The organism is uncultured Amnibacterium sp., from assembly GCF_964245895.1.
Taxonomy (GTDB): Bacteria; Actinomycetota; Actinomycetes; order Actinomycetales; family Microbacteriaceae; genus Amnibacterium.
In genome coordinates this window covers 22,063-38,477 of sequence record NZ_CAXTOQ010000003.1, presented here as the reverse complement: position 1 = coordinate 38,477, position 16,415 = coordinate 22,063, and the positions used below count along the sequence as shown (strand labels likewise).

General features: G+C 73.3%; 14 protein-coding genes, 1 tRNA gene and 1 other RNA gene. 8 read left to right on the top strand and 8 right to left on the bottom strand.

Going from position 1 to position 16,415, the window contains the following annotated elements:
- Positions 1–80 precede the first annotated feature (80 nt).
- The gene (locus tag ACFE60_RS01130; RefSeq protein ID WP_375386991.1) at positions 81–1,349 is read left to right on the top strand and encodes a saccharopine dehydrogenase family protein; all 1,269 of its coding nucleotides are present in this window, start codon (positions 81–83) and stop codon (positions 1,347–1,349) included.
- 12 nt (positions 1,350–1,361) lie between these two features.
- Here ACFE60_RS01130 and ACFE60_RS01125 read toward each other — a convergent pair whose 3' ends face one another.
- Entirely contained in the window at positions 1,362–1,976 is a 615-nt protein-coding gene (locus tag ACFE60_RS01125; protein ID WP_375386990.1) for a hypothetical protein, read from the bottom strand.
- Between the two features lie 88 nt (positions 1,977–2,064).
- An RNA gene (gene ffs / locus ACFE60_RS01120) (signal recognition particle sRNA small type) lies at positions 2,065–2,161 on the bottom strand.
- A gap of 76 nt (positions 2,162–2,237) precedes the next feature.
- On the opposite strand from ffs, the gene ACFE60_RS01115 reads away from it, so the two are divergent.
- A tRNA-Ser gene (locus ACFE60_RS01115) sits at positions 2,238–2,325 on the top strand.
- Positions 2,326–2,485: 160 nt separating this feature from the next.
- Here ACFE60_RS01115 and ACFE60_RS01110 read toward each other — a convergent pair.
- Complete coding sequence (locus ACFE60_RS01110) at positions 2,486–2,899, bottom strand: hypothetical protein (RefSeq protein ID WP_375386989.1); 414 nt, start codon at positions 2,897–2,899, stop codon at positions 2,486–2,488.
- Positions 2,900–2,909: 10 nt separating this feature from the next.
- On the bottom strand, positions 2,910–3,980 hold the full coding sequence (locus ACFE60_RS01105) for a DUF433 domain-containing protein (protein WP_375386988.1): 1,071 nt from the start codon (positions 3,978–3,980) through the stop codon (positions 2,910–2,912).
- A 234-nt stretch (positions 3,981–4,214) separates the two neighbouring features.
- Here ACFE60_RS01105 and ACFE60_RS01100 point away from each other — a divergent pair, with 234 nt between their 5' ends.
- Positions 4,215–6,881: an AAA family ATPase gene (locus ACFE60_RS01100; protein ID WP_375386987.1), complete on the top strand. Its 2,667-nt coding sequence runs from the start codon at positions 4,215–4,217 to the stop codon at positions 6,879–6,881.
- Positions 6,882–6,969: 88 nt separating this feature from the next.
- Here the strand turns inward: ACFE60_RS01100 and ACFE60_RS01095 are convergent, their stop codons facing one another.
- Positions 6,970–7,899, bottom strand: a complete 930-nt coding sequence (locus tag ACFE60_RS01095; protein WP_375386986.1) for a helix-turn-helix transcriptional regulator — start codon at positions 7,897–7,899, stop codon at positions 6,970–6,972.
- A gap of 131 nt (positions 7,900–8,030) precedes the next feature.
- Between ACFE60_RS01095 and ACFE60_RS01090 the strand changes: the two genes are divergently transcribed.
- Positions 8,031–8,669, top strand: coding sequence for a DJ-1/PfpI family protein (locus ACFE60_RS01090; RefSeq protein ID WP_375386985.1), 639 nt, complete (start codon positions 8,031–8,033; stop codon positions 8,667–8,669).
- 36 nt (positions 8,670–8,705) lie between these two features.
- Here the strand turns inward: ACFE60_RS01090 and ACFE60_RS01085 are convergent, their stop codons facing one another.
- From ACFE60_RS01085 to ACFE60_RS01075, 3 genes are all read right to left on the bottom strand, one after another.
- Entirely contained in the window at positions 8,706–10,247 is a 1,542-nt protein-coding gene (locus tag ACFE60_RS01085; RefSeq protein ID WP_375386984.1) for a glycerophosphodiester phosphodiesterase, read from the bottom strand.
- A gap of 165 nt (positions 10,248–10,412) precedes the next feature.
- Entirely contained in the window at positions 10,413–10,727 is a 315-nt protein-coding gene (locus ACFE60_RS01080; RefSeq protein ID WP_375386983.1) for a PAAR domain-containing protein, read from the bottom strand.
- Between the two features lies 1 nt (position 10,728).
- Positions 10,729–11,985: a hypothetical protein gene (locus tag ACFE60_RS01075; RefSeq protein WP_375386982.1), complete on the bottom strand. Its 1,257-nt coding sequence runs from the start codon at positions 11,983–11,985 to the stop codon at positions 10,729–10,731.
- Between the two features lie 144 nt (positions 11,986–12,129).
- Here ACFE60_RS01075 and ACFE60_RS01070 point away from each other — a divergent pair, with 144 nt between their 5' ends.
- The 4 genes from ACFE60_RS01070 (at position 12,130) to ACFE60_RS01055 (ending at position 16,399) form a co-directional block, all read left to right on the top strand.
- Positions 12,130–12,759, top strand: coding sequence for a response regulator transcription factor (locus ACFE60_RS01070; RefSeq protein WP_375386981.1), 630 nt, complete (start codon positions 12,130–12,132; stop codon positions 12,757–12,759).
- A gap of 97 nt (positions 12,760–12,856) precedes the next feature.
- On the top strand, positions 12,857–13,681 hold the full coding sequence (locus ACFE60_RS01065; RefSeq protein WP_375386980.1) for a hypothetical protein: 825 nt from the start codon (positions 12,857–12,859) through the stop codon (positions 13,679–13,681).
- 7 nt (positions 13,682–13,688) lie between these two features.
- Complete coding sequence (locus tag ACFE60_RS01060; RefSeq protein ID WP_375386979.1) at positions 13,689–14,306, top strand: DUF4255 domain-containing protein; 618 nt, start codon at positions 13,689–13,691, stop codon at positions 14,304–14,306.
- Positions 14,303–16,399 (top strand): ATP-binding protein, encoded by a 2,097-nt coding sequence (locus ACFE60_RS01055; protein WP_375386978.1) that lies wholly within the window; start codon positions 14,303–14,305, stop codon positions 16,397–16,399. The genes ACFE60_RS01060 and ACFE60_RS01055 overlap by 4 nt, the downstream gene beginning before the upstream one ends.
- Positions 16,400–16,415 lie beyond the last annotated feature (16 nt).

Below are 16,415 nucleotides of genomic sequence, written 5' to 3'. Positions count from 1 at the left end.
GTTCTGAAGGCGATCTGGCGCGGCGCAGCCGCCCAGATCGCCTTCGAAACGCAGAGGGGAAGACCCGATACGTTCGGCGCGTGCGCATCCTCATCGTCGGAGCCGGGGGAGTCGGGGACGCGATCGCGAAGATCGCGGCCACCCGGTCGTTCTACGAGGCCGTGGTCGTCAGCGACTACGACGTCTCGAAGGCCGAGCGGACGGTGGCCTGGATCGCGGAGCGGCACGGCGCGGAGGTCGCGGCGAGGTTCGGTACGAGCCGCGTCGACGCCTCGGACCCCGACGCGGTCGCGGCGGTCGCCCGCACGAACCGTGTCACGCACGTGATGAACGCGGTCGAGCCGAAGTTCGTGCCGTCGATCTTCGCCGGAGCGCTCGCCGCCGGCGCCGACTACCTCGACATGGCGATGAGCCTGTCCGAGCCGCATCCGACGGATCCGTACACGACGGTCGGGGTGAAGCTGGGCGACGACCAGTTCGCGCAGGCGGGGGACTGGGAGGCGGCCGGCCGGCTCGCGCTCGTGGGCATGGGGGTCGAGCCGGGGCTCAGCGACGTGTTCGCCCGCTACGCCGTCGACCACCTGTTCGACACCGTCGACGAGCTGGACGTGCGCGACGGCGCGAACCTCGTCGTCCGCGACGACGACGGCAACGAGATCTTCGCGCCGTCGTTCAGCATCTGGACGACGCTCGAGGAGTGCCTGAACCCGCCGGTGATCTTCGAGCGGGAGACCGGCTGGACGACGACCGCGCCGTTCAGCGAGCCGGAGGTGTTCGAGTTCCCGGACGGGATCGGCCCGGTCGAGTGCGTCAACGTCGAGCACGAGGAGGTGCTCCTCATGCCGAAGTGGCTCGACGCGAAGCGGGTGACGTTCAAGTACGGCCTCGGCGCCGAGTTCATCGGGATCCTGCGGACGATCCGCGACCTCGGGCTCGCGTCCACCACGCCGATCCGCGTCCGCAGCGCGAGCGGCCCGGTCGAGGTCGCGCCGCGCGACGTGGTCGCCGCGGCGCTGCCGGACCCGGCCACGCTCGGTCCGCGCATGACGGGGAAGACCTGCGCGGGCACCTACGTCACCGGCACGGGCAAGGACGGGAAGCCGCGGGCCGTGTACCTGTACCACGTGTCCGACAACGAGGACACGATGCGGGACTTCGAGAGCCAGTGCGTGGTCTGGCAGACCGCGCTCAACCCGGTGATCGCGCTGGAGCTGCTCGCCGAGGGCGTCTGGGCCGGTGCCGGGGTGCTCGGGCCGGAGGCGTTCGACGCGCGGCCGTACCTCGAGCTGATGGCCAAGCCGGTCGCCGAGGGCGGCTACGGGCAGCCCTGGGGGCTGTCGGAGCGCTGACCGCGGTCCGCGTCAGATCGCGGCGGTGACGAGCCAGGCGAACGCCAGGCAGATCAGGAAGCCTCCGGCGATCGTCCCGCCGACCGCGAGCACGCGGTGCCGCTCGCTCCACCGCAGCTGGTCGGGAGCGGTGCGGCGCACCTCGGCCAGGTGGACGGGGTGCGGCTGGGAGTCCAGCGGCACCGAGAAGTGGTGCGCGACCGTCAGCAGCTGCTCGTCGGTCCACCAGCGGCTCGACATGCGGAAGATCGCGCGGTCCTCGTCGTCCAGCAGGAACAGGTGCCGGTTCGTGCTGATCCCGTCGCCGTTGTAGATCGTGCGGACGACGGCGCGGCTCACCTGGTCGCGGTCGACGTGGAGGAATCGGCGGCGCGTCCAGAACGTGGTGATGCCGTCGGCGTCGAGCCGGGTGCGGATCCGCAGCGCGGGGATCACGATGAAGGCGGTCGCCGCCAGCACCACGGCGGCGACGGCGGCGGCGGCCATCGGCCGGCCGTCGATGATCGAGAGCCCGATCGCGATCGCGCCGCCGGGCGCGAAGAGCGCGATGTTGCCGGCCGCGGTGCTGCGCCAGGGGAGGTGGCGGAGGGGGCGGAGCGTGCGCCCCGTGGCGATGGCCGTGCTCATGCCGTGGACGTTATGCGTCGACCCGAGGCCGGCGCATCCCCCAGACGGCGGGCTCCACGTGCGAGGGGCACGCGAACAGGGCGAGGAGATGAAGGACCCCCCGCGCACCCGCCAGAGCCCGGTTGCCCTTGCTGCGTCTCCGCCCTGGGGGAGTTGGCCTGGATGGCGCCACGCGGGGAGCCGAAGACGAGCGTACCGGACGGCGCACGGAGGCGTCGCGGCCGGTAGGCTGCTCCCCGGCCTCGCGGTCCGCCGCGACCAGGAGGATTCGCCTAGTGGCCTATGGCGCACGCTTGGAAAGCGTGTTGGTGTAACAGCCTCGGGGGTTCGAATCCCCCATCCTCCGCCACCCTCATACCCCCCGATCCGCGGAAGCACGCGGCCCCTCCGTCTTGCGGGACCCCGCCCCGTCTGAAGCCCTACTTCTGAGGAAGCGCCTGCTGACGCGATGGGTCCGGACCTCGTCGAGGCGGTCTCAGGAGGACCGATGACGCCGGGGCTTCGGCACGTCAGGGCGTGCGCAGGTCCAGTCGCCGCAGCCCGCTCTCGTAGATCCCAGCGACGAATGGGCCTGGCGTCTTCCTGGCCCAGCGGATGATCGTGAGCTGATGGGCTCCGACTCGCTGGATCATCTGTTCGCCCGTGATCCGTGCTGACGCGATCGCGAATACCTTCGCGCTGCTGAACCAGACGGCTTCGGCCTCGAGAGGGTTCTTCGCAATCGCCTTGTCCTTGCAGAGGATCGCTTCGCCGCGCTCGGCAGCGTCTCGTATCCAGTCCGCGTCGGCCAGCCGCTGACCTGTTGCGCTGCCGTAGCGCTCGTTCATCGTCGTCAGGCGCCAGCCGAGACCGCGCAGGAAGGCCGGCAGCTGCTGTGAACCAACACCTCGGTCGAGGAAGAAGCGCGGCTGCTCCTCCGTCACGCGGGAAGCCTCAGGCCGCTTGGAAGAGCAGCGAGCGCACCTGTTCCTCGGCCATGCCGTAGTCGTCCGCGACGCTTGCTGCCGGCTCGCCCGCGCGCATACGGCTGATGACGTCGGCGAGGGCCACCCCGTGGTCACGCACCGTAGGCCTTCCGCCGTTGACGTGCGGATCCACGCTCACCGCGGTGCGCTCGAAGCGCGGCAGATCGAGAGACGCCGCATATCCGTCATCGAACTTGATCTGGCGCAGGTACTGATCGACGACCGGGTTGAAGACGGCCTGACCGCTCCTCGCGACGATCAACCGGTCGTCCTCCGCGCCCGGCTCTGCCCGCAGCAGGACCTCGGCTCCGTCCGTGACGAGCCGGTTGCTGGCGAGCACGTACTCAAGACCGAGCTCGCGCTCGAGCGCCTCCACCGCGGGACGGATCCGTTGCATGGGGACGCCGGCTCGGCGGAACGACCACAGCACGAACGCTTGGGTCAGCCCGACGAACGGCACGGTCAGTCCCTGGCCCGGACGGGCCGTCGTGATCAGGGGCGTCGCGGCCGCTCCGCCGGTCTCGGTCCAACGGTTGATCGTCGACTGGGGTGCGCCGACGATCCGGGCGATGTCCTGCTGCGAGTAGATCGGTGACAGGTACTCGCGCGACAGCGTCGGCGCCTCATCCACCACCGCCGACGACATGTCGGGAGCGTAGCAACGGGGTCCGGCATCACCCGGCCGCCCATCCGGAGACGTCCCGAAGCGGGCTGAAGGGGAGGGCGCGCCCGAGAGTCGATCGTGGTCGAGGTCTCGACCGCGATCGGTCAGCGCGCTGTCGCCCTCGTGTGCGTGGATCGCGCCGGGTCGGCGGTCCCAGGCGCGCGCCGGCCGCAGGCTGCGCTGTGCCGTGATCGCACGCGGGCGAGCACTCGCCTGCTGTGCAGGCCGAGGCCATGCAAGAGGGGTGACCGCGGAGGTGCGCCGGTCCGGGCGCTCCTGCGCGACCGGCGAGATCGTCGGTAGGAGTACGCAAGGGTTCGCACCCGCGTCTGCGTGAAGTGCGCCCATCGGATAGCCGATGCGTTCGGCGCTCATGCGCGACCCCGAATGCTTTCGCTCCGCTGGGCGCGAGGCTAGCCTCCGTGCACACGCTGCCGTGTGCACCCTTCACCAGAAGGTCCGAGACCGCACACGGGCGCGGGAGGTGCTCATGCAGCTCGACGCGACGCGCTCGCCGCGCGGACGACGATGATCGAACCCCGCCCCGTTCGCAGGGACTTCGTTCCCGCGCAGGCATGGGCCGATGGCAGCGAGTCCGGCCGGACGTCCATGCGCGAGGCCGAATCGAACGGGCTGGTCGGGCGCGGCCTCGAGCTCGCCTCCTTGCAGCGGTTCGTCGACGGCCAGACGGAGCCCGCGCTCCTGCTCGCCGGTGCGCGGGGAAGCGGTCGCACCCGACTCCTGCAGCAGCTCCACCGCGTCCGGGCGGAGCGGACGGTCCTCGTGCGGGGCCGAGCCGCGGCTTCGAACGCGCCGTGGGCCGGCACGACCGCGGTGCTGGAGGCGGTCGGAGGCGCGGCATCCGAGGCCCTTCCGGAGGAGCACCCGGATGCCGAGGTCGGCTCGGTCGAGCGCCTTCGCCGCATCCTCACGCTCCTGGGCTCCGTGAGCCGTGCCTCCATCGAGCCGATCGTGGTGCTGGTCGATGATGCCGACCTGCAGGACGAGCAGAGCCAGGACGCCCTCGTCGTGCTCGCGAGCCGGATGAGGGGCGTGCCGGTGCGGTTCCTCGCCGGTATCGCGTGGCCACCGGTCGACGACCGCTTCGCGCGACTGCCGATGATGCGGCTCGATCCGCTCACCGACGAGGAGCTGCGGCGAATCGCCGTCGACCGGCCCGACCCTCGCTTCGATCCGACCACGGCCGATCTCGTCGCGCGGCTCTGCGGCGGCGTGCCCGGCGTGCTGGTCTCTCAGCTCGAGCGCCTCACCCCTGCGCAGCGCGCCGGTCGGGCGCCGCTGACCGTCCCGCTGCCGGCCGCGTTCCCCAGCGAGACCATGAACGCGCAGCGCCGCTTCGGGCTCGATCCGGAGGAGTGGCAGCTGCTGCAGCGCGTGGCGACCGCACCGGCCGTCTCGATGAACGCGCTGCCCGCGTTCGGCGGGGTCGCCGCCGAACGGCTCGAGTCGCTGATCGCGCGAGGGCTCCTGTCCCGTGAGAGCGGTTTCGTCTCCGTACCGCTGCCGGAGCTGCGGTCGCAGCTGTACTGGCAGACGGCTGCCTCGGTCCGGGCCTCCGCGCACGTGGAGGGAGCCGCTGCGGAGGAGGCCGGCGACCCCGATCTGCGCGACTGGCACCGCAGTCATGTCGAGCTCGACCACACCACGTCGTCCACGCTGTACGCGGCCGCCGCGTCCATGCTGCGCAAGGGGCTGACGGCCGGCGCGCTCGAGGTCGCTGAACGCGCGCTCGGGTTCGCGAGCTTCAGCACCCCGGTGCAGCAGCAGCTGGAGTTCGCGCGCGAGCTGCTGCTGCACGGCTGCGCGGATCTGACTGCCAGGCACCTCCCACCGGATCGCGCGTCGATGACACGACGCCAGCTGTTCCAGCGGACGCGTCTCGAGCTGGAGGTCCGGGCGTTCGTCGACGACGACCTCGCCATGGAACCGGTCGACGCCCTCGTCGGTCGGTTCCGGGTGGAGCTGCCCGAGGAATGCGCCGACCTGCTCTCGCTCGCCGGCCTCCTGCTGATCATGGACGGAGCCCTGCTGGAAGGCGCATGGCGGATCCACGCGGCCGGGCTGCTGTCGCCGCCGGAGCGCACCGGGCGCACCCTGCACCACTGGGCCGACCGGCTCCGCAACGCCCTCCTCGACGGCAGCAGGCAGGGGGCCGACCTGCACGACCGGGTGCCGGCCGATGCGGACGTCGAGACGCGGGTCGCCGCCGCGCTGGCCCTGATGTGGGAGGAGCGGTATCCCGCCGCACGCGAGCACCTCGCCATCGTGGCGAGCGGGTGGCGGGGTGCGCGGTCGCCCTGGGCCTCCCGGGCGGTCGTGCTCGCGGTCGAGAACGACCTGCGCGCCGGGGAGTTCGGCCATGCCGTGGAGCTGGCGCGGCAGGTCGGGCGGATGAGCGGTCCTCGAAGCTTCGGCGAGCGGGTGATGCTCGCGGGCATCGAGATGCATCAGCGACGGTTCGGCAGCGCGGAAGCCCTGATCCGCTCGTGCGAGGGCGACCTCGATCGGCAGCGCCGCCGCGGGTCCGGTCAAGGGCTGGCGCGACTGCGCGGCACCCTCGCGCTGCTGCAGGGCGACGCCTCCGCCGCAGCCGAGCGCTTCCGTGAGGCGCTCGAGTCGACCGCTGACGTCAACCCCGCGGTCCTCTGGTGCCACCCCGATCTCGCGGAGGCGCTGTGGCGCAGCGGCGATCTCGCCGCCGCCGCCGCGGTGACGAACCGGATGGCCGACGGCGTGGCGCGGTCGCCCTCCCGATGGGGTGAGCTGACGCTGCGGCGATGCCGCGCGATGCTCGCCGCCGATGTCGAGGCGGCCTTCACCGCGGCCTTCCTCGTGTTCGACGGAGCCGAGCTGCCGTTCGAGCGCGCCCGGACGCACACCGTCGCGGCGCTCGCGGCCGCGCGTGCCGGCCTGCCCGAGATGGCCCGCGAGGAGCAGCGGGCCTCGATGGAGGCCTTCCGGCGTCTCGGTGCGACCGCCTGGGTCGATCTCGTGCACCGGTCCGCCGGCGCGAGCACCGCTGAACGGTCCGTGCTGCCGATGCTGACCGACACCGAGAGCGCGGTGCTGCGGCTGGCTCGACGTGGCGCGCAGAACCGCGAGATCGCGGCCGCGCTGTTCATGTCGCTTCGGTCAGTGGAGCTGCGGCTCACGCAGATCTATCGGAAGTTCGACGCCCGCTCGAGGACGCACCTCTTCTCCCTGCTTCCCGAGGACTGGCCCGACGACCCCGACGACCGCGCGGCCGACCGCTGACCGCGGCGGGGCGGGCCGTTCGGCGGCAGGTGCCGGCGCCCGGTCCTGGCTCGGCGGGAGCGGCCGTCGACCGCTCGCTCCGTTGCTGCTACTCGCGAAGCGTGCTGCTGGGCGGCTCGCCGAACGCGATGGCGTACTCCCGCGCGAAGCGCCCGGCGTGGAGGAAGCCCCATCGTGCTGCGATCGCCGCGACGGAGGTGCGGCCCGCGTCGACGGCCATGAGGTCCCGACGCGCCTCGTCGAGTCGCGCTCGTCGCAGGTGCTGCATCGGGGTGTGTCCGAGCTCTCGCTGGAATGCGGCCTGCAGCCCGCGAGCGGACATACCGGCTGCGGATGCGAGGTCGGCCAGGGTGAGTGCGCGGCCGAGGTTGTCGTCCATGTACGCGATCGCCCGACGGATCGACGCGGGGATCCGCGTTCGATCCTCGATCACCTCGTCGAGCCCGACCGCGGCGAGGACGACCGCGACGGTGTGGTCGGTCGCTGCGCGGGCGACCAGCGGGTTGTCGACCACGGTGTCGCTCAGCAGGCCGTGGCGGAGTGCGGCGAGATGCCTCCGCAGCAGCGCCACGTGCTGCGATGACGGTACCGACGCGAACCGGGGCAGTCGGAACTCGGGTCGGCCGAGGAGGAGGCGCGCGCGTGCCTCGAACTCGGCGCGGTCGAACAGGATCGTGCCGATCTGCGCCTGCTGGACCGACGCTTCCACCGGTCCTTCGCCCGACCAGAGCAGACCACGGTCCGCCGACAGGTCTCGGTGGCCGACCCGGTAGGACGCGCTGCCCTGCTCCGACCAGCCGATCCACAGATCGTCGCCCTCGTCGGCCCGTGATTCGAGCCTGCCGGGGAGGGTCTGCCGGACCGCTCCGATGACCGAGGTGCCCATGAAGTCCTGCTGGTAGCGGAACCGGTCGTCGGTGTCGGAGAGGCGGAGGCCGCCTCCGCTGAACGCGGCGCTGAACACCTCGACCGCCTCGTCGAGGTCCGACGTGTCGATCGTCCGGTGCAGCACAGGCATCGCCGTTCCTCCTCGACTCGCGACAATAGGTGTGGAACGTCGGAATCGGCTCGGTCCGACGGTGACGGATCGACGATGGCGGCGAGCCGACGAGGGGCCCGATGCGGCTCCGCGCGGGAAAGGACCTGGGGATGACGGATCGACGAAGCGTCGCCGTGGTGCTGTTCGACGGGTTCGAGCTGCTCGACGTGTTCGGGCCGGTCGAGCTGCTCGCCGCCGCGCCCGAGCTGTTCGAGCTGCGGTTCCTCGGCCCGACGCGGGACCTGGTGCGCAGCTCGCAGGGGATCGCCGTCACCGTGACCGACGCCTACTCCGACGCGGCGCCGGCCGACATCGTGCTCGTGCCGGGCGGGATCGGCACGCGGCGACTCGCGGAGGACCCCGGCTTCCTCGACTGGCTCCGCACCTTCGGGCTGTCCGCCTCCCTGGTGACCTCGGTCTGCACCGGGTCCGGTCTGCTCGCCGCCGCCGGTCTGCTCGACGGCCGCCGGGCCACCTCCAACAAGCTGGCCTTCGACTGGTCCGCCTCGCGCAGCGACCGGGTCGACTGGCAGCGGCAGGCGCGCTGGGTCGAGGACGGCGACCGGTGGACGTCGTCCGGCGTCGCGGCGGGGATGGACATGACCGCCGCGCTCATCCGGCACCTGCACGGCGACGAGGTCGCCGACCGCATCACCACCCACGTCGAGCTCGAGGTGCAGCGCGATCCGGCGCGGGACCCGTTCGCCCTGGTCCACCGGTCGGCGACCGCGGCGCCGACCGCCGACTGAGCGCGAGACGACCGGCCTGCAGGGGTCGCGAGGGCGTCAGCCCTCGGCCGGGCTCGGGGTGGGAGTCGGAACCGGCGTGAGCACCGCGGACGGCGACGGCGATGCCGACGGCGACGCCACGGCCGGCCTGCTCGTGACCGGTCGGGGGACCACGGCGCGCGGCTTGGCGACCGCGGGAGCCGACTTGCGATCCGAGGCCTCCCAGGTCAGCCAGGCGGTGGGCTTGTCGGTGATCACCAGATCGGCGCCCGCGGTCTCGGCGCGCTGCCACTCGGCCGGGGTGTTCGGCGTCCACACGACCGCCTTCACGCCCTCACCGTGCAGCGCCGAGACGTAGTCCTTGGTGACCGCGGGGCTCTGCACGCCGACCGCCCACAACCCGTCGTTCGCCGCCTTCTGCCCGCTCATCGCCGTGTTCTGCACGAACTGCATCAGCCGGATGTCGTGCCCGCGACGCGTCGACTCGGCCCTCGCCTTCGCGATCTCGGGCGCGAAGAAGGAGGTGAGCACGGTGCGGTCGACCATCTTGTACTTCGCGAGGATGTCGAAGAGACGGGTCTCCTGCGTCGGGGTCAGGGTCGTCTTGATCTCGAGGAGCCACTGCGCGCCGGCGATGGCGGAGAGCTGGCGCGCCACGTCCTCGACCCTCGGAATCGTGTACTGCCCACCTGACGGCGATGCCGATGCGAGCGTGCGGCAGTTGGCGCTCAGCCACGTGTAGGTCTTGGTCGCGATCACCGGCCGGGAGACCCCTCCGGTGCAGGGCATGTACGCGGGGGTGGTCTGGTCGTGGACGAGCACCGGGACGCCGTCGGAGGTGAACCGCATGTCGGTCTCGACGGCGACACCGGGCCGTCTCGCCGCGTCGAGCATCGCCTCCGCGGTCTCGAGCGGGTAGAGCTCGCCGCCCCCTCGGTGGGCGGCGACGACGATCGCCGGCAGGGGAGTCGGGGTCGGGGTCGGCGTGGCCGAGCCGCCGGCCGACGGCCTGACCGGCTTCGCGACCGAGGCCGGCGCGACGGTCGGCCGCAGCACCAGCAGCCCGCCTCCCACGACGATCACGGCCAGGACGACGCCGCCCGCGATGATCAGCGGCACGAAGGAGCGCCTGCGCCGGCGTCCCGGAGGCACGGCGCCCCGGTCGTCGCGCGGCGGCGGCACCGGCGCGGTCGGCGGCGAGGGATCGCGCCGGACGGGCGCGGCCGCCTGCACCGCCGTCGTGGCCGTGGCGGTGCGAGGCGCGGCCGTCGCGAGCCCGAGCGCGACCGCCCAGACCGCGACCGCCCATCTGGCCCGTTCGGGAGCGAGCGACTCGCGCGTGGTGAGCGAGTCGGCGAGCCGCGCCAGCACGGGGTCGGCGGGCTGACCGGGCAGGTCCTCGGCCAACCGGTCCGGCACGCCGTCGCGGACCGCGGCGACGAGCACGGACACCGCGGCGAGGTCCTGCGGCAGCTGCTCCTCCAGCACGCGGCGAGCGAGCGCCGGGTCCCGGCCGATCGCGTCCCCGGCGCTCGACCTGCCCCGCTCGAGCGCGCGCAGGGCCGTGTCGGCGCGGTCCCCCGTCTCAGCGGCGGCCATCGGCCGGCCCTTCCGTACGATCGCTCACGCCGAGGAGCGGGGCGGCACCCCCGGGCGCGGATCGCGCAGCGGACACGGTCGGAACATAGCCTCCGCATCGGGGGCGCGCGACCCCGCCTGCCCCTTCGGGCAGGCGCGCCGAGCGGCGGCCCGAGCGGCCGGCGCTCATCCTCCGATGATCACGGTCGGGCACCCGGGCCCGGGCGTGATCGGGACGCCGTGCATCGACAGGTCGCCGACGCGCGCCGCGGGCATGCCGCCGATCAGCACGGTCACGCTGCCCATCGCGATCCCGTTCGGCGCGGGGGAGGCGCACACGATCCCCGCCGGGATGCCCGACACGGCGGCGGGGGTCCCGCCGATCAGGACCGTCGGCACGGTCGTCGCCGGCGTCACCGCGCCGCCGACGTGCGGTGTGACCCCGTCGACCATCGGGCACATCGCCATGTCGCCGGCGCGCAGCGCGGGGCCCGCCGGCATCTCAGCCCTGCACCGGCGCGACCGTCGTGCCGGAGAACAGCGCGCTCACGTCGCAGGAGTCGGGAGGGGGATCGAGCGCCGGCGGCTGCCCGGGTGCGCGGCAGGTCTGGTCGATCGTGAGCTTCTCGCCCGAGGCGACCTGGATCGGGGTCGAGAAGTGCAGGTCGAGATCGCGGTAGTTCTCCGTCCCGAACGTGAGCACGATCTGCTCGTTCACGCGGATGTCAAGCACGCCCGCGTCCCCCTGGCGGTTCTGCAGGATCACGTCCGTGATCGACAGCGTCGCGTCGGGTGCGACCGTGTAGGGATCGCTCGTCCTGGTCTGACCGGTCGGCACGTCGATCTGCAGGCGAAGCGAGGTCGGGGTGCTCACGGTCGGCTTGCCGGCGAGCTGGCCGGGGAGGGGGGAGGGAGTCTGCCCGACGGCCTGCAGCGCCTGGTTCGAGTTCTGCTGCGCCTGCTGCGCGGCGGTGTTGGCGGAGGCGAGCGGCTGGTCGACCGCCGCGACGGCCGCGGACTCGACCTGCGGTTTGAGCAGCGCGAACCAGAGCGCGACGAGCGCGCCGATCGCGACGATCGTCGCGACGACCGCCTTCCCGAACCACGACGGGAGCACCGGGTTCTGCCGGAAGGTCCCATCCACCGCGGCGATCTGGCCGCCGTCCGGCTCGACCGTCACCGAGAACGGGTGGATCATCGGCGCGCCGCGCCACACCCGCTTGACCGCGCGGATGTCGAGGTCGACGAACGTCATACCGCCAGGTGCCAGCTGGACCTCGGGCTGCAAGGGCGCCGCGGTGATGCCGTCCGTCTGCGGCTTTCCCGTGATCACGACCCGCTGCACAGCGTTGCCGCGGTTCTCGATGCCGAGCCGCACGTCCGGCCGCATCGTGCCGGTGGACATCCGCGGCAGGAGCTCCAGGATCGTCTCGGCGACCGGCGCGACGACCACCGCGGCCTCGGGGACGGTCGCCGACTCGGGGTGCTCGGCCGGCAGCACCCGCACGGCGAAGGGGATCCTGCCTGCCTGCGGCGCGGGCTTGCGGGGCGGCGTGATGGTGACCGTCACCGAGCCGGTCTCGCCCGGGTAGACCGAGACCGTCTGCGGCGCGAGGGTCGTCCAGGCCGCGCACTGGCCGAGCACCGTCAGCGTGTAGGCCTCGACGACGGAGCCGTCGTTCACGATCGCGATGGTCGCGACGGCGACGAGCCCGGGCGTGACGTCGATCGACGCGGGCGTGATCGTCGCGGCTGTCACGGGCCGACCGTACGGCGGGCCCCGCCTCCGGGGTCGCCTGCCCGGTCTCCCCGCGGGGCAGCCGGGTTGCCCGTTGAGCGGATGTTGATTGCACGAAGAGCACCGTGCTCCAGCCTGGGGCGACCCGCCCCGAGAGGACCGCCGATGCTGACCACCGCGTACCGCCCGAGCGTCGCCGTGCAGGCGACCGACCCGATCTCCGAAGCGGGGGTCCGATCCCAGCTGCGGCACCGCTCCGAGATCCGGCTGGACCAGGCCGACGACGCCGCGGTCGTCGTGCTGGTCGTGACCGACACCCTGGACGAGGCGACGGTGACCCGCCTCCGCTCCCTGCAGCGGACCGCGGAGAGCCGGGTCGTGCTCGTCTGCACCACCCTCCACGACGAGGACCTGATCATCGCGATCGAGTGCGGCGTCGTGGGGGTGCTGCGCCGCAGCGAGGCGAGCTCGGATCGCCTCGTCGCCTGCATCCGGGCGGCGGCCGCCGGGGAGGGGAGCCTGCCGCCCGACCTGCTGGGGCGGCTGCTCGGGCAGGTCGGTCGGCTGCAGCGCACCCTGCTCGACCCGACCGGGCTCGGCATGCGGAAGCTCGCGCCGCGCGAGATCGACGTCCTGCGCCTGGTGGCCGACGGCTACGACACGGGCGAGATCGCGGCGAAGCTCGCGTACTCCGAACGGACCGTGAAGAACGTGCTGCACGACGTGACGACGAGGCTGCAGCTGCGCAACCGGTCGCACGCCGTCGCGTTCGCGCTGCGCGAGGGCCTGATCTGACGCCATCGGGCACGGCCGCTGCCCTTCGGTCTGCCTCCGTCGGTCGTGACCGGCGGACCGGCGGCGGCCACGGTCGATCGCAGGAGGGTGGTGGCGTGTGCACATCCGGGCGGTCGCCGCGGCTGCGCTGCTGCTGGTCCCGGTGATCGCAGCCGCCCCGGCCCCACGCGCCCCCGCGGTCCCGGCTGCGGTCGGCGGGGGCACCCCCTACCGGCTCACCCTGTCGCGCGACGCGCCGACCCCGGCCGCGGGCGGCACGGTGACGGTCACCCTCACCGTCGACCGGCCGCAGGCGGACGGGACCGCGGCGGTGCCGGTCGATCCGGCCCTGCCCCTCTCGGTCGCGGAGGAGGGGGTGGGCGTCGACCTCACCGGCACCGGTGGCGCGACCGTCGTCCCGGGGGCGCTCACGGGGTGCACCGACGTGGCGGAGGGGGTGTGCCTGCTGCGCGGCGAGCCGGGCCTGGTCTCGACCGTCACCTTCTCCGTCGACGTCGCGGCCGGCTCCGCGGACGCCGAGGTCCAGGCCGCGATCACCGAGCACCGGGACGCGGACGAGGCCGAGTTCTCGCCCGCGGTCGACGTCGGGCCCACCGAGACCGCGGTGCTGTCGGTCGGCCCCGGGTTCGCCGTGACCTACTCGCCCGAGGTGGTGGCACCGGGCGGGGTCGTCCGCGTCGTGGTGAGCGGCCTGCCGACGGACGGCGACTACCGGCTGTCGTGGAGTCAGGGCGTCGCGCCCGTCGGCCCGTTCCGCGCGGTCGGCGGGGTGATCGACGCCTCCTTCCCGATCCTGCAGTTCGACCCCCTCGGGCCGAGGACGCTGCTCGTCGCGGGCGGGACCGACGGCGCGGCCGCACCGACGCCGACGACGGCGCGGGCCCCCCTGCTCGTCGTGCCGGGCTCGTCCGGGGGAGGGTGAGGCCGCGGTGATCACGGAGGTCGACGAGTCCATCAAGCAGGTGCTGGGGGCCGTCCTCGGTCACGGCGAGGTCGAGCTGGCCTTCGATGCGCCGACGACGGACTGGGCGGCGCGACGGAGCGGCCCGACCATCGACGCGTTCCTCTACGACATCCGCGAGGACGTCCGCCGGCGGGAGAACGGCGTCGTCGAGCGGCGCAGCGACGACGGCACGGTCCGCACGAGGAGCCGACCGGCCCGCTACTTCAAGCTGTCCTACCTGCTCACCGCGTGGGTGCAGCGGCCGGAGGACGAGCACCGCCTGCTCGACCGGATGCTGACCTCGTTCGACCGGCTGGACGCGCTGCCGCCCGAGACCCTGACCGGGTCGCTCGCGGACATCGCCAGCCCGGTGCCGGTGAGCATCGCGCTGCCGCCTCCCGAGGACCGCGCCTTCGCCGACGTCTGGTCGTCGCTCGGCGGCGAGCTGAAGCCGTCGCTGGACCTCGTCGTCATCGCGCCGGCGCTCGCCGACGTCGCCCTCGCGCTCGGACCGCCGGTCCTGAGCCGGCCCGTTCCCGAGATCCGGACCTTCGACGGGTCCGTCGTCGAACGACTCGAACGACCCGTACGGCGGGCGAGATGAGCGACGCGAGCACCACGCACCTCCTCGCCCGGGTCGGCGTCGTGGAGGACCGGGTGCGGCGGCTGATCGCGTCGCGTCGGGCGTCGGATCCTCAGCCGGACGACCCGTTCCGGGGCCTGTACATCACGGACGCGATGGCCGACCGGCTGCTGGCGGGCGAGCGCGGCACGAGTCCGGCCTCCGCGGTGCAGCCGATGCTGCAGGACTGCGAGCGGCGCGCGGACGAGGCGGAGGCGGCGGGGGAGCGCCTGCGGCTGCGCGATCTGACCCGGCGGTTCCACCTCGGCGCGCTGGACGTCGAGCTGCTGCTCATCGCGCTCGCGGCCGACCTCGATCCGCGCTTCGAGCCCCTGTTCGGCTACCTGAACGACGACGTCACCCGCCGGCGGCCCTCGATCGGGCTGGCGCTCGAGCTCGCCGGCGCGTCGCTCGCCTCCGCCTCCGCGCGCGGGCGCCTGCTCCACGGGCCGCTCGTGACAGGCCTGCTGCTGACCGTGGACGACGCGGATCGGCCGCTGCCGAGCCGGGCGCTGACCGTGCCGGATCGGGTGGTCGCGCACCTCCTGGGCGACAACGCCCCGGACCCGGCGGCGACGCCGGCGCTGACCGAGGAGCCGGCGATCGCCTGGGGCAGCACGACGGCGGTGGTGCGGGCGGTGCGGGCGGGCGCGCGGCTGCTCTACCTGCGCGAGTCGTCGCTCTCCTCCTCCGTCGGGCTCGCGGCCACCGCGCTGGGGCAGGCGGGCTTCGGCGCGCTCACGGTCGACCTGGCGGCGATGTCGACGGGCACCCGGGAGGAGGCCAGGCGGACCGCGCGGATCGTCGCCCGCGAGGCCCTGCTCTCCGGTCGCGGGCTCGTCGCGCATCCCGTGCCCGCTCCCGACCCGGCCGTGTTGCAGGAGCTCTGCCTGCAGGCGCTCTGCGCCGGCGACCTGCCGACCGTCTTCGTCGGGCACGGCCCGTGGGACCCGGACTGGGTCCGTGATCCGGTGCTGGTCGTCGACGGCGTCGACGCCGGCGCGGCGGACCGGACGACGCTGTGGCAGCAGGAGCTCGGCGGATCCGCCGGGGACCTGCCGGTGGGCGCCGCGACCGCCCAGTTCCGGCTCGATCCGGGCCAGATCCGGATGGCGGCGCGGTCCGCGGTGCGGCAGGCGGCCGCGTCCGAGCAGGGGGTCGTGACGGAGGCGCACCTCGCCGCCGGCGCGCGGGCGCAGAACGGCGCGGCGATGGACCGGCTCGCCCGGCGGGTCCAGCCCGCGGTCGGCTGGGACGACCTGGTGCTGCCGGCGACGGCGCTGTCCGCGCTGCACGAGCTCGAGATCCGGGCCCGGTACCGGGAACGGGTGCTCGGCGACTGGCGGATGCGGCCGGGCGGTGGGCGCGGGCACGGGGTCGTCGCCCTGTTCGCCGGCGACTCGGGCACCGGCAAGACGATGGCGGCGGAGGTGGTCGCGCGGCAGCTCGAGCTGGACCTGTACGTCATCGATCTGGCGTCGGTCGTCGACAAGTACATCGGCGAGACGGAGAAGAACCTCGACCGAATCTTCACCGCGGCGGATCGGACGAACGCGGTGCTGCTGTTCGACGAGGCGGACTCGGTGTTCGGCAAGCGCAGCGACGTGAAGGACGCCCACGACCGGTACGCGAACATCGAGAGCGCCTACCTGCTGCAGCGGATCGAGTCGTTCGACGGACTCGCGATCCTGGCGACGAACCTGCGGGCGAACATCGACGACGCGTTCCTCCGCAGACTGGACGTGCTCATCGACTTCCCGATGCCCGACGCGGCGCACCGCTCGCGCCTGTGGGACATCTCGCTCGCCCGCGGCGTGCCCCGCGGCGACGACTTGGATCTGACGTTCCTCGGCGCGTCCTTCGAGCTGTCGGGAGGGGCCATCCGCTCCGCCGCGGTCACGAGCGCGTACCTCGCAGCGGCCGGCGACGAGCCCGTCGCGATGCGGCACCTGATCGGCGGGGTGCAGCGCGAGTACCGCAAGCTCGGCCGCCTGACGCTGGAGGGCGAGTTCGGTCGATACTGGGATCTGATCGCGCCGGAGCGGCCCTCGAGCGGACTCGCGGCGCAGGGCTGAGGAGGTGGACCGGGGA

Excerpts from the sequence above, each read along its gene's own strand:
- ACFE60_RS01085 (WP_375386984.1), bottom strand. The coding sequence starts at position 10,247 with ATGGCCGCCGCTGAGACGGGGGACCGCGCCGACACGGCCCTGCGCGCG.
- ACFE60_RS01100 (WP_375386987.1), top strand. The coding sequence starts at position 4,215 with ATGCGCGAGGCCGAATCGAACGGGCTGGTCGGGCGCGGCCTCGAGCTC.
- ACFE60_RS01080 (WP_375386983.1), bottom strand. The coding sequence starts at position 10,727 with ATGCCGGCGGGCCCCGCGCTGCGCGCCGGCGACATGGCGATGTGCCCG.
- ACFE60_RS01055 (WP_375386978.1), top strand. The coding sequence starts at position 14,303 with ATGAGCGACGCGAGCACCACGCACCTCCTCGCCCGGGTCGGCGTCGTG.
- ACFE60_RS01105 (WP_375386988.1), bottom strand. The coding sequence starts at position 3,980 with ATGAGCGCCGAACGCATCGGCTATCCGATGGGCGCACTTCACGCAGAC.
- ACFE60_RS01090 (WP_375386985.1), top strand. The coding sequence starts at position 8,031 with ATGACGGATCGACGAAGCGTCGCCGTGGTGCTGTTCGACGGGTTCGAG.
- ACFE60_RS01125 (WP_375386990.1), bottom strand. The coding sequence starts at position 1,976 with ATGAGCACGGCCATCGCCACGGGGCGCACGCTCCGCCCCCTCCGCCAC.
- ACFE60_RS01095 (WP_375386986.1), bottom strand. The coding sequence starts at position 7,899 with ATGCCTGTGCTGCACCGGACGATCGACACGTCGGACCTCGACGAGGCG.
- ACFE60_RS01070 (WP_375386981.1), top strand. The coding sequence starts at position 12,130 with ATGCTGACCACCGCGTACCGCCCGAGCGTCGCCGTGCAGGCGACCGAC.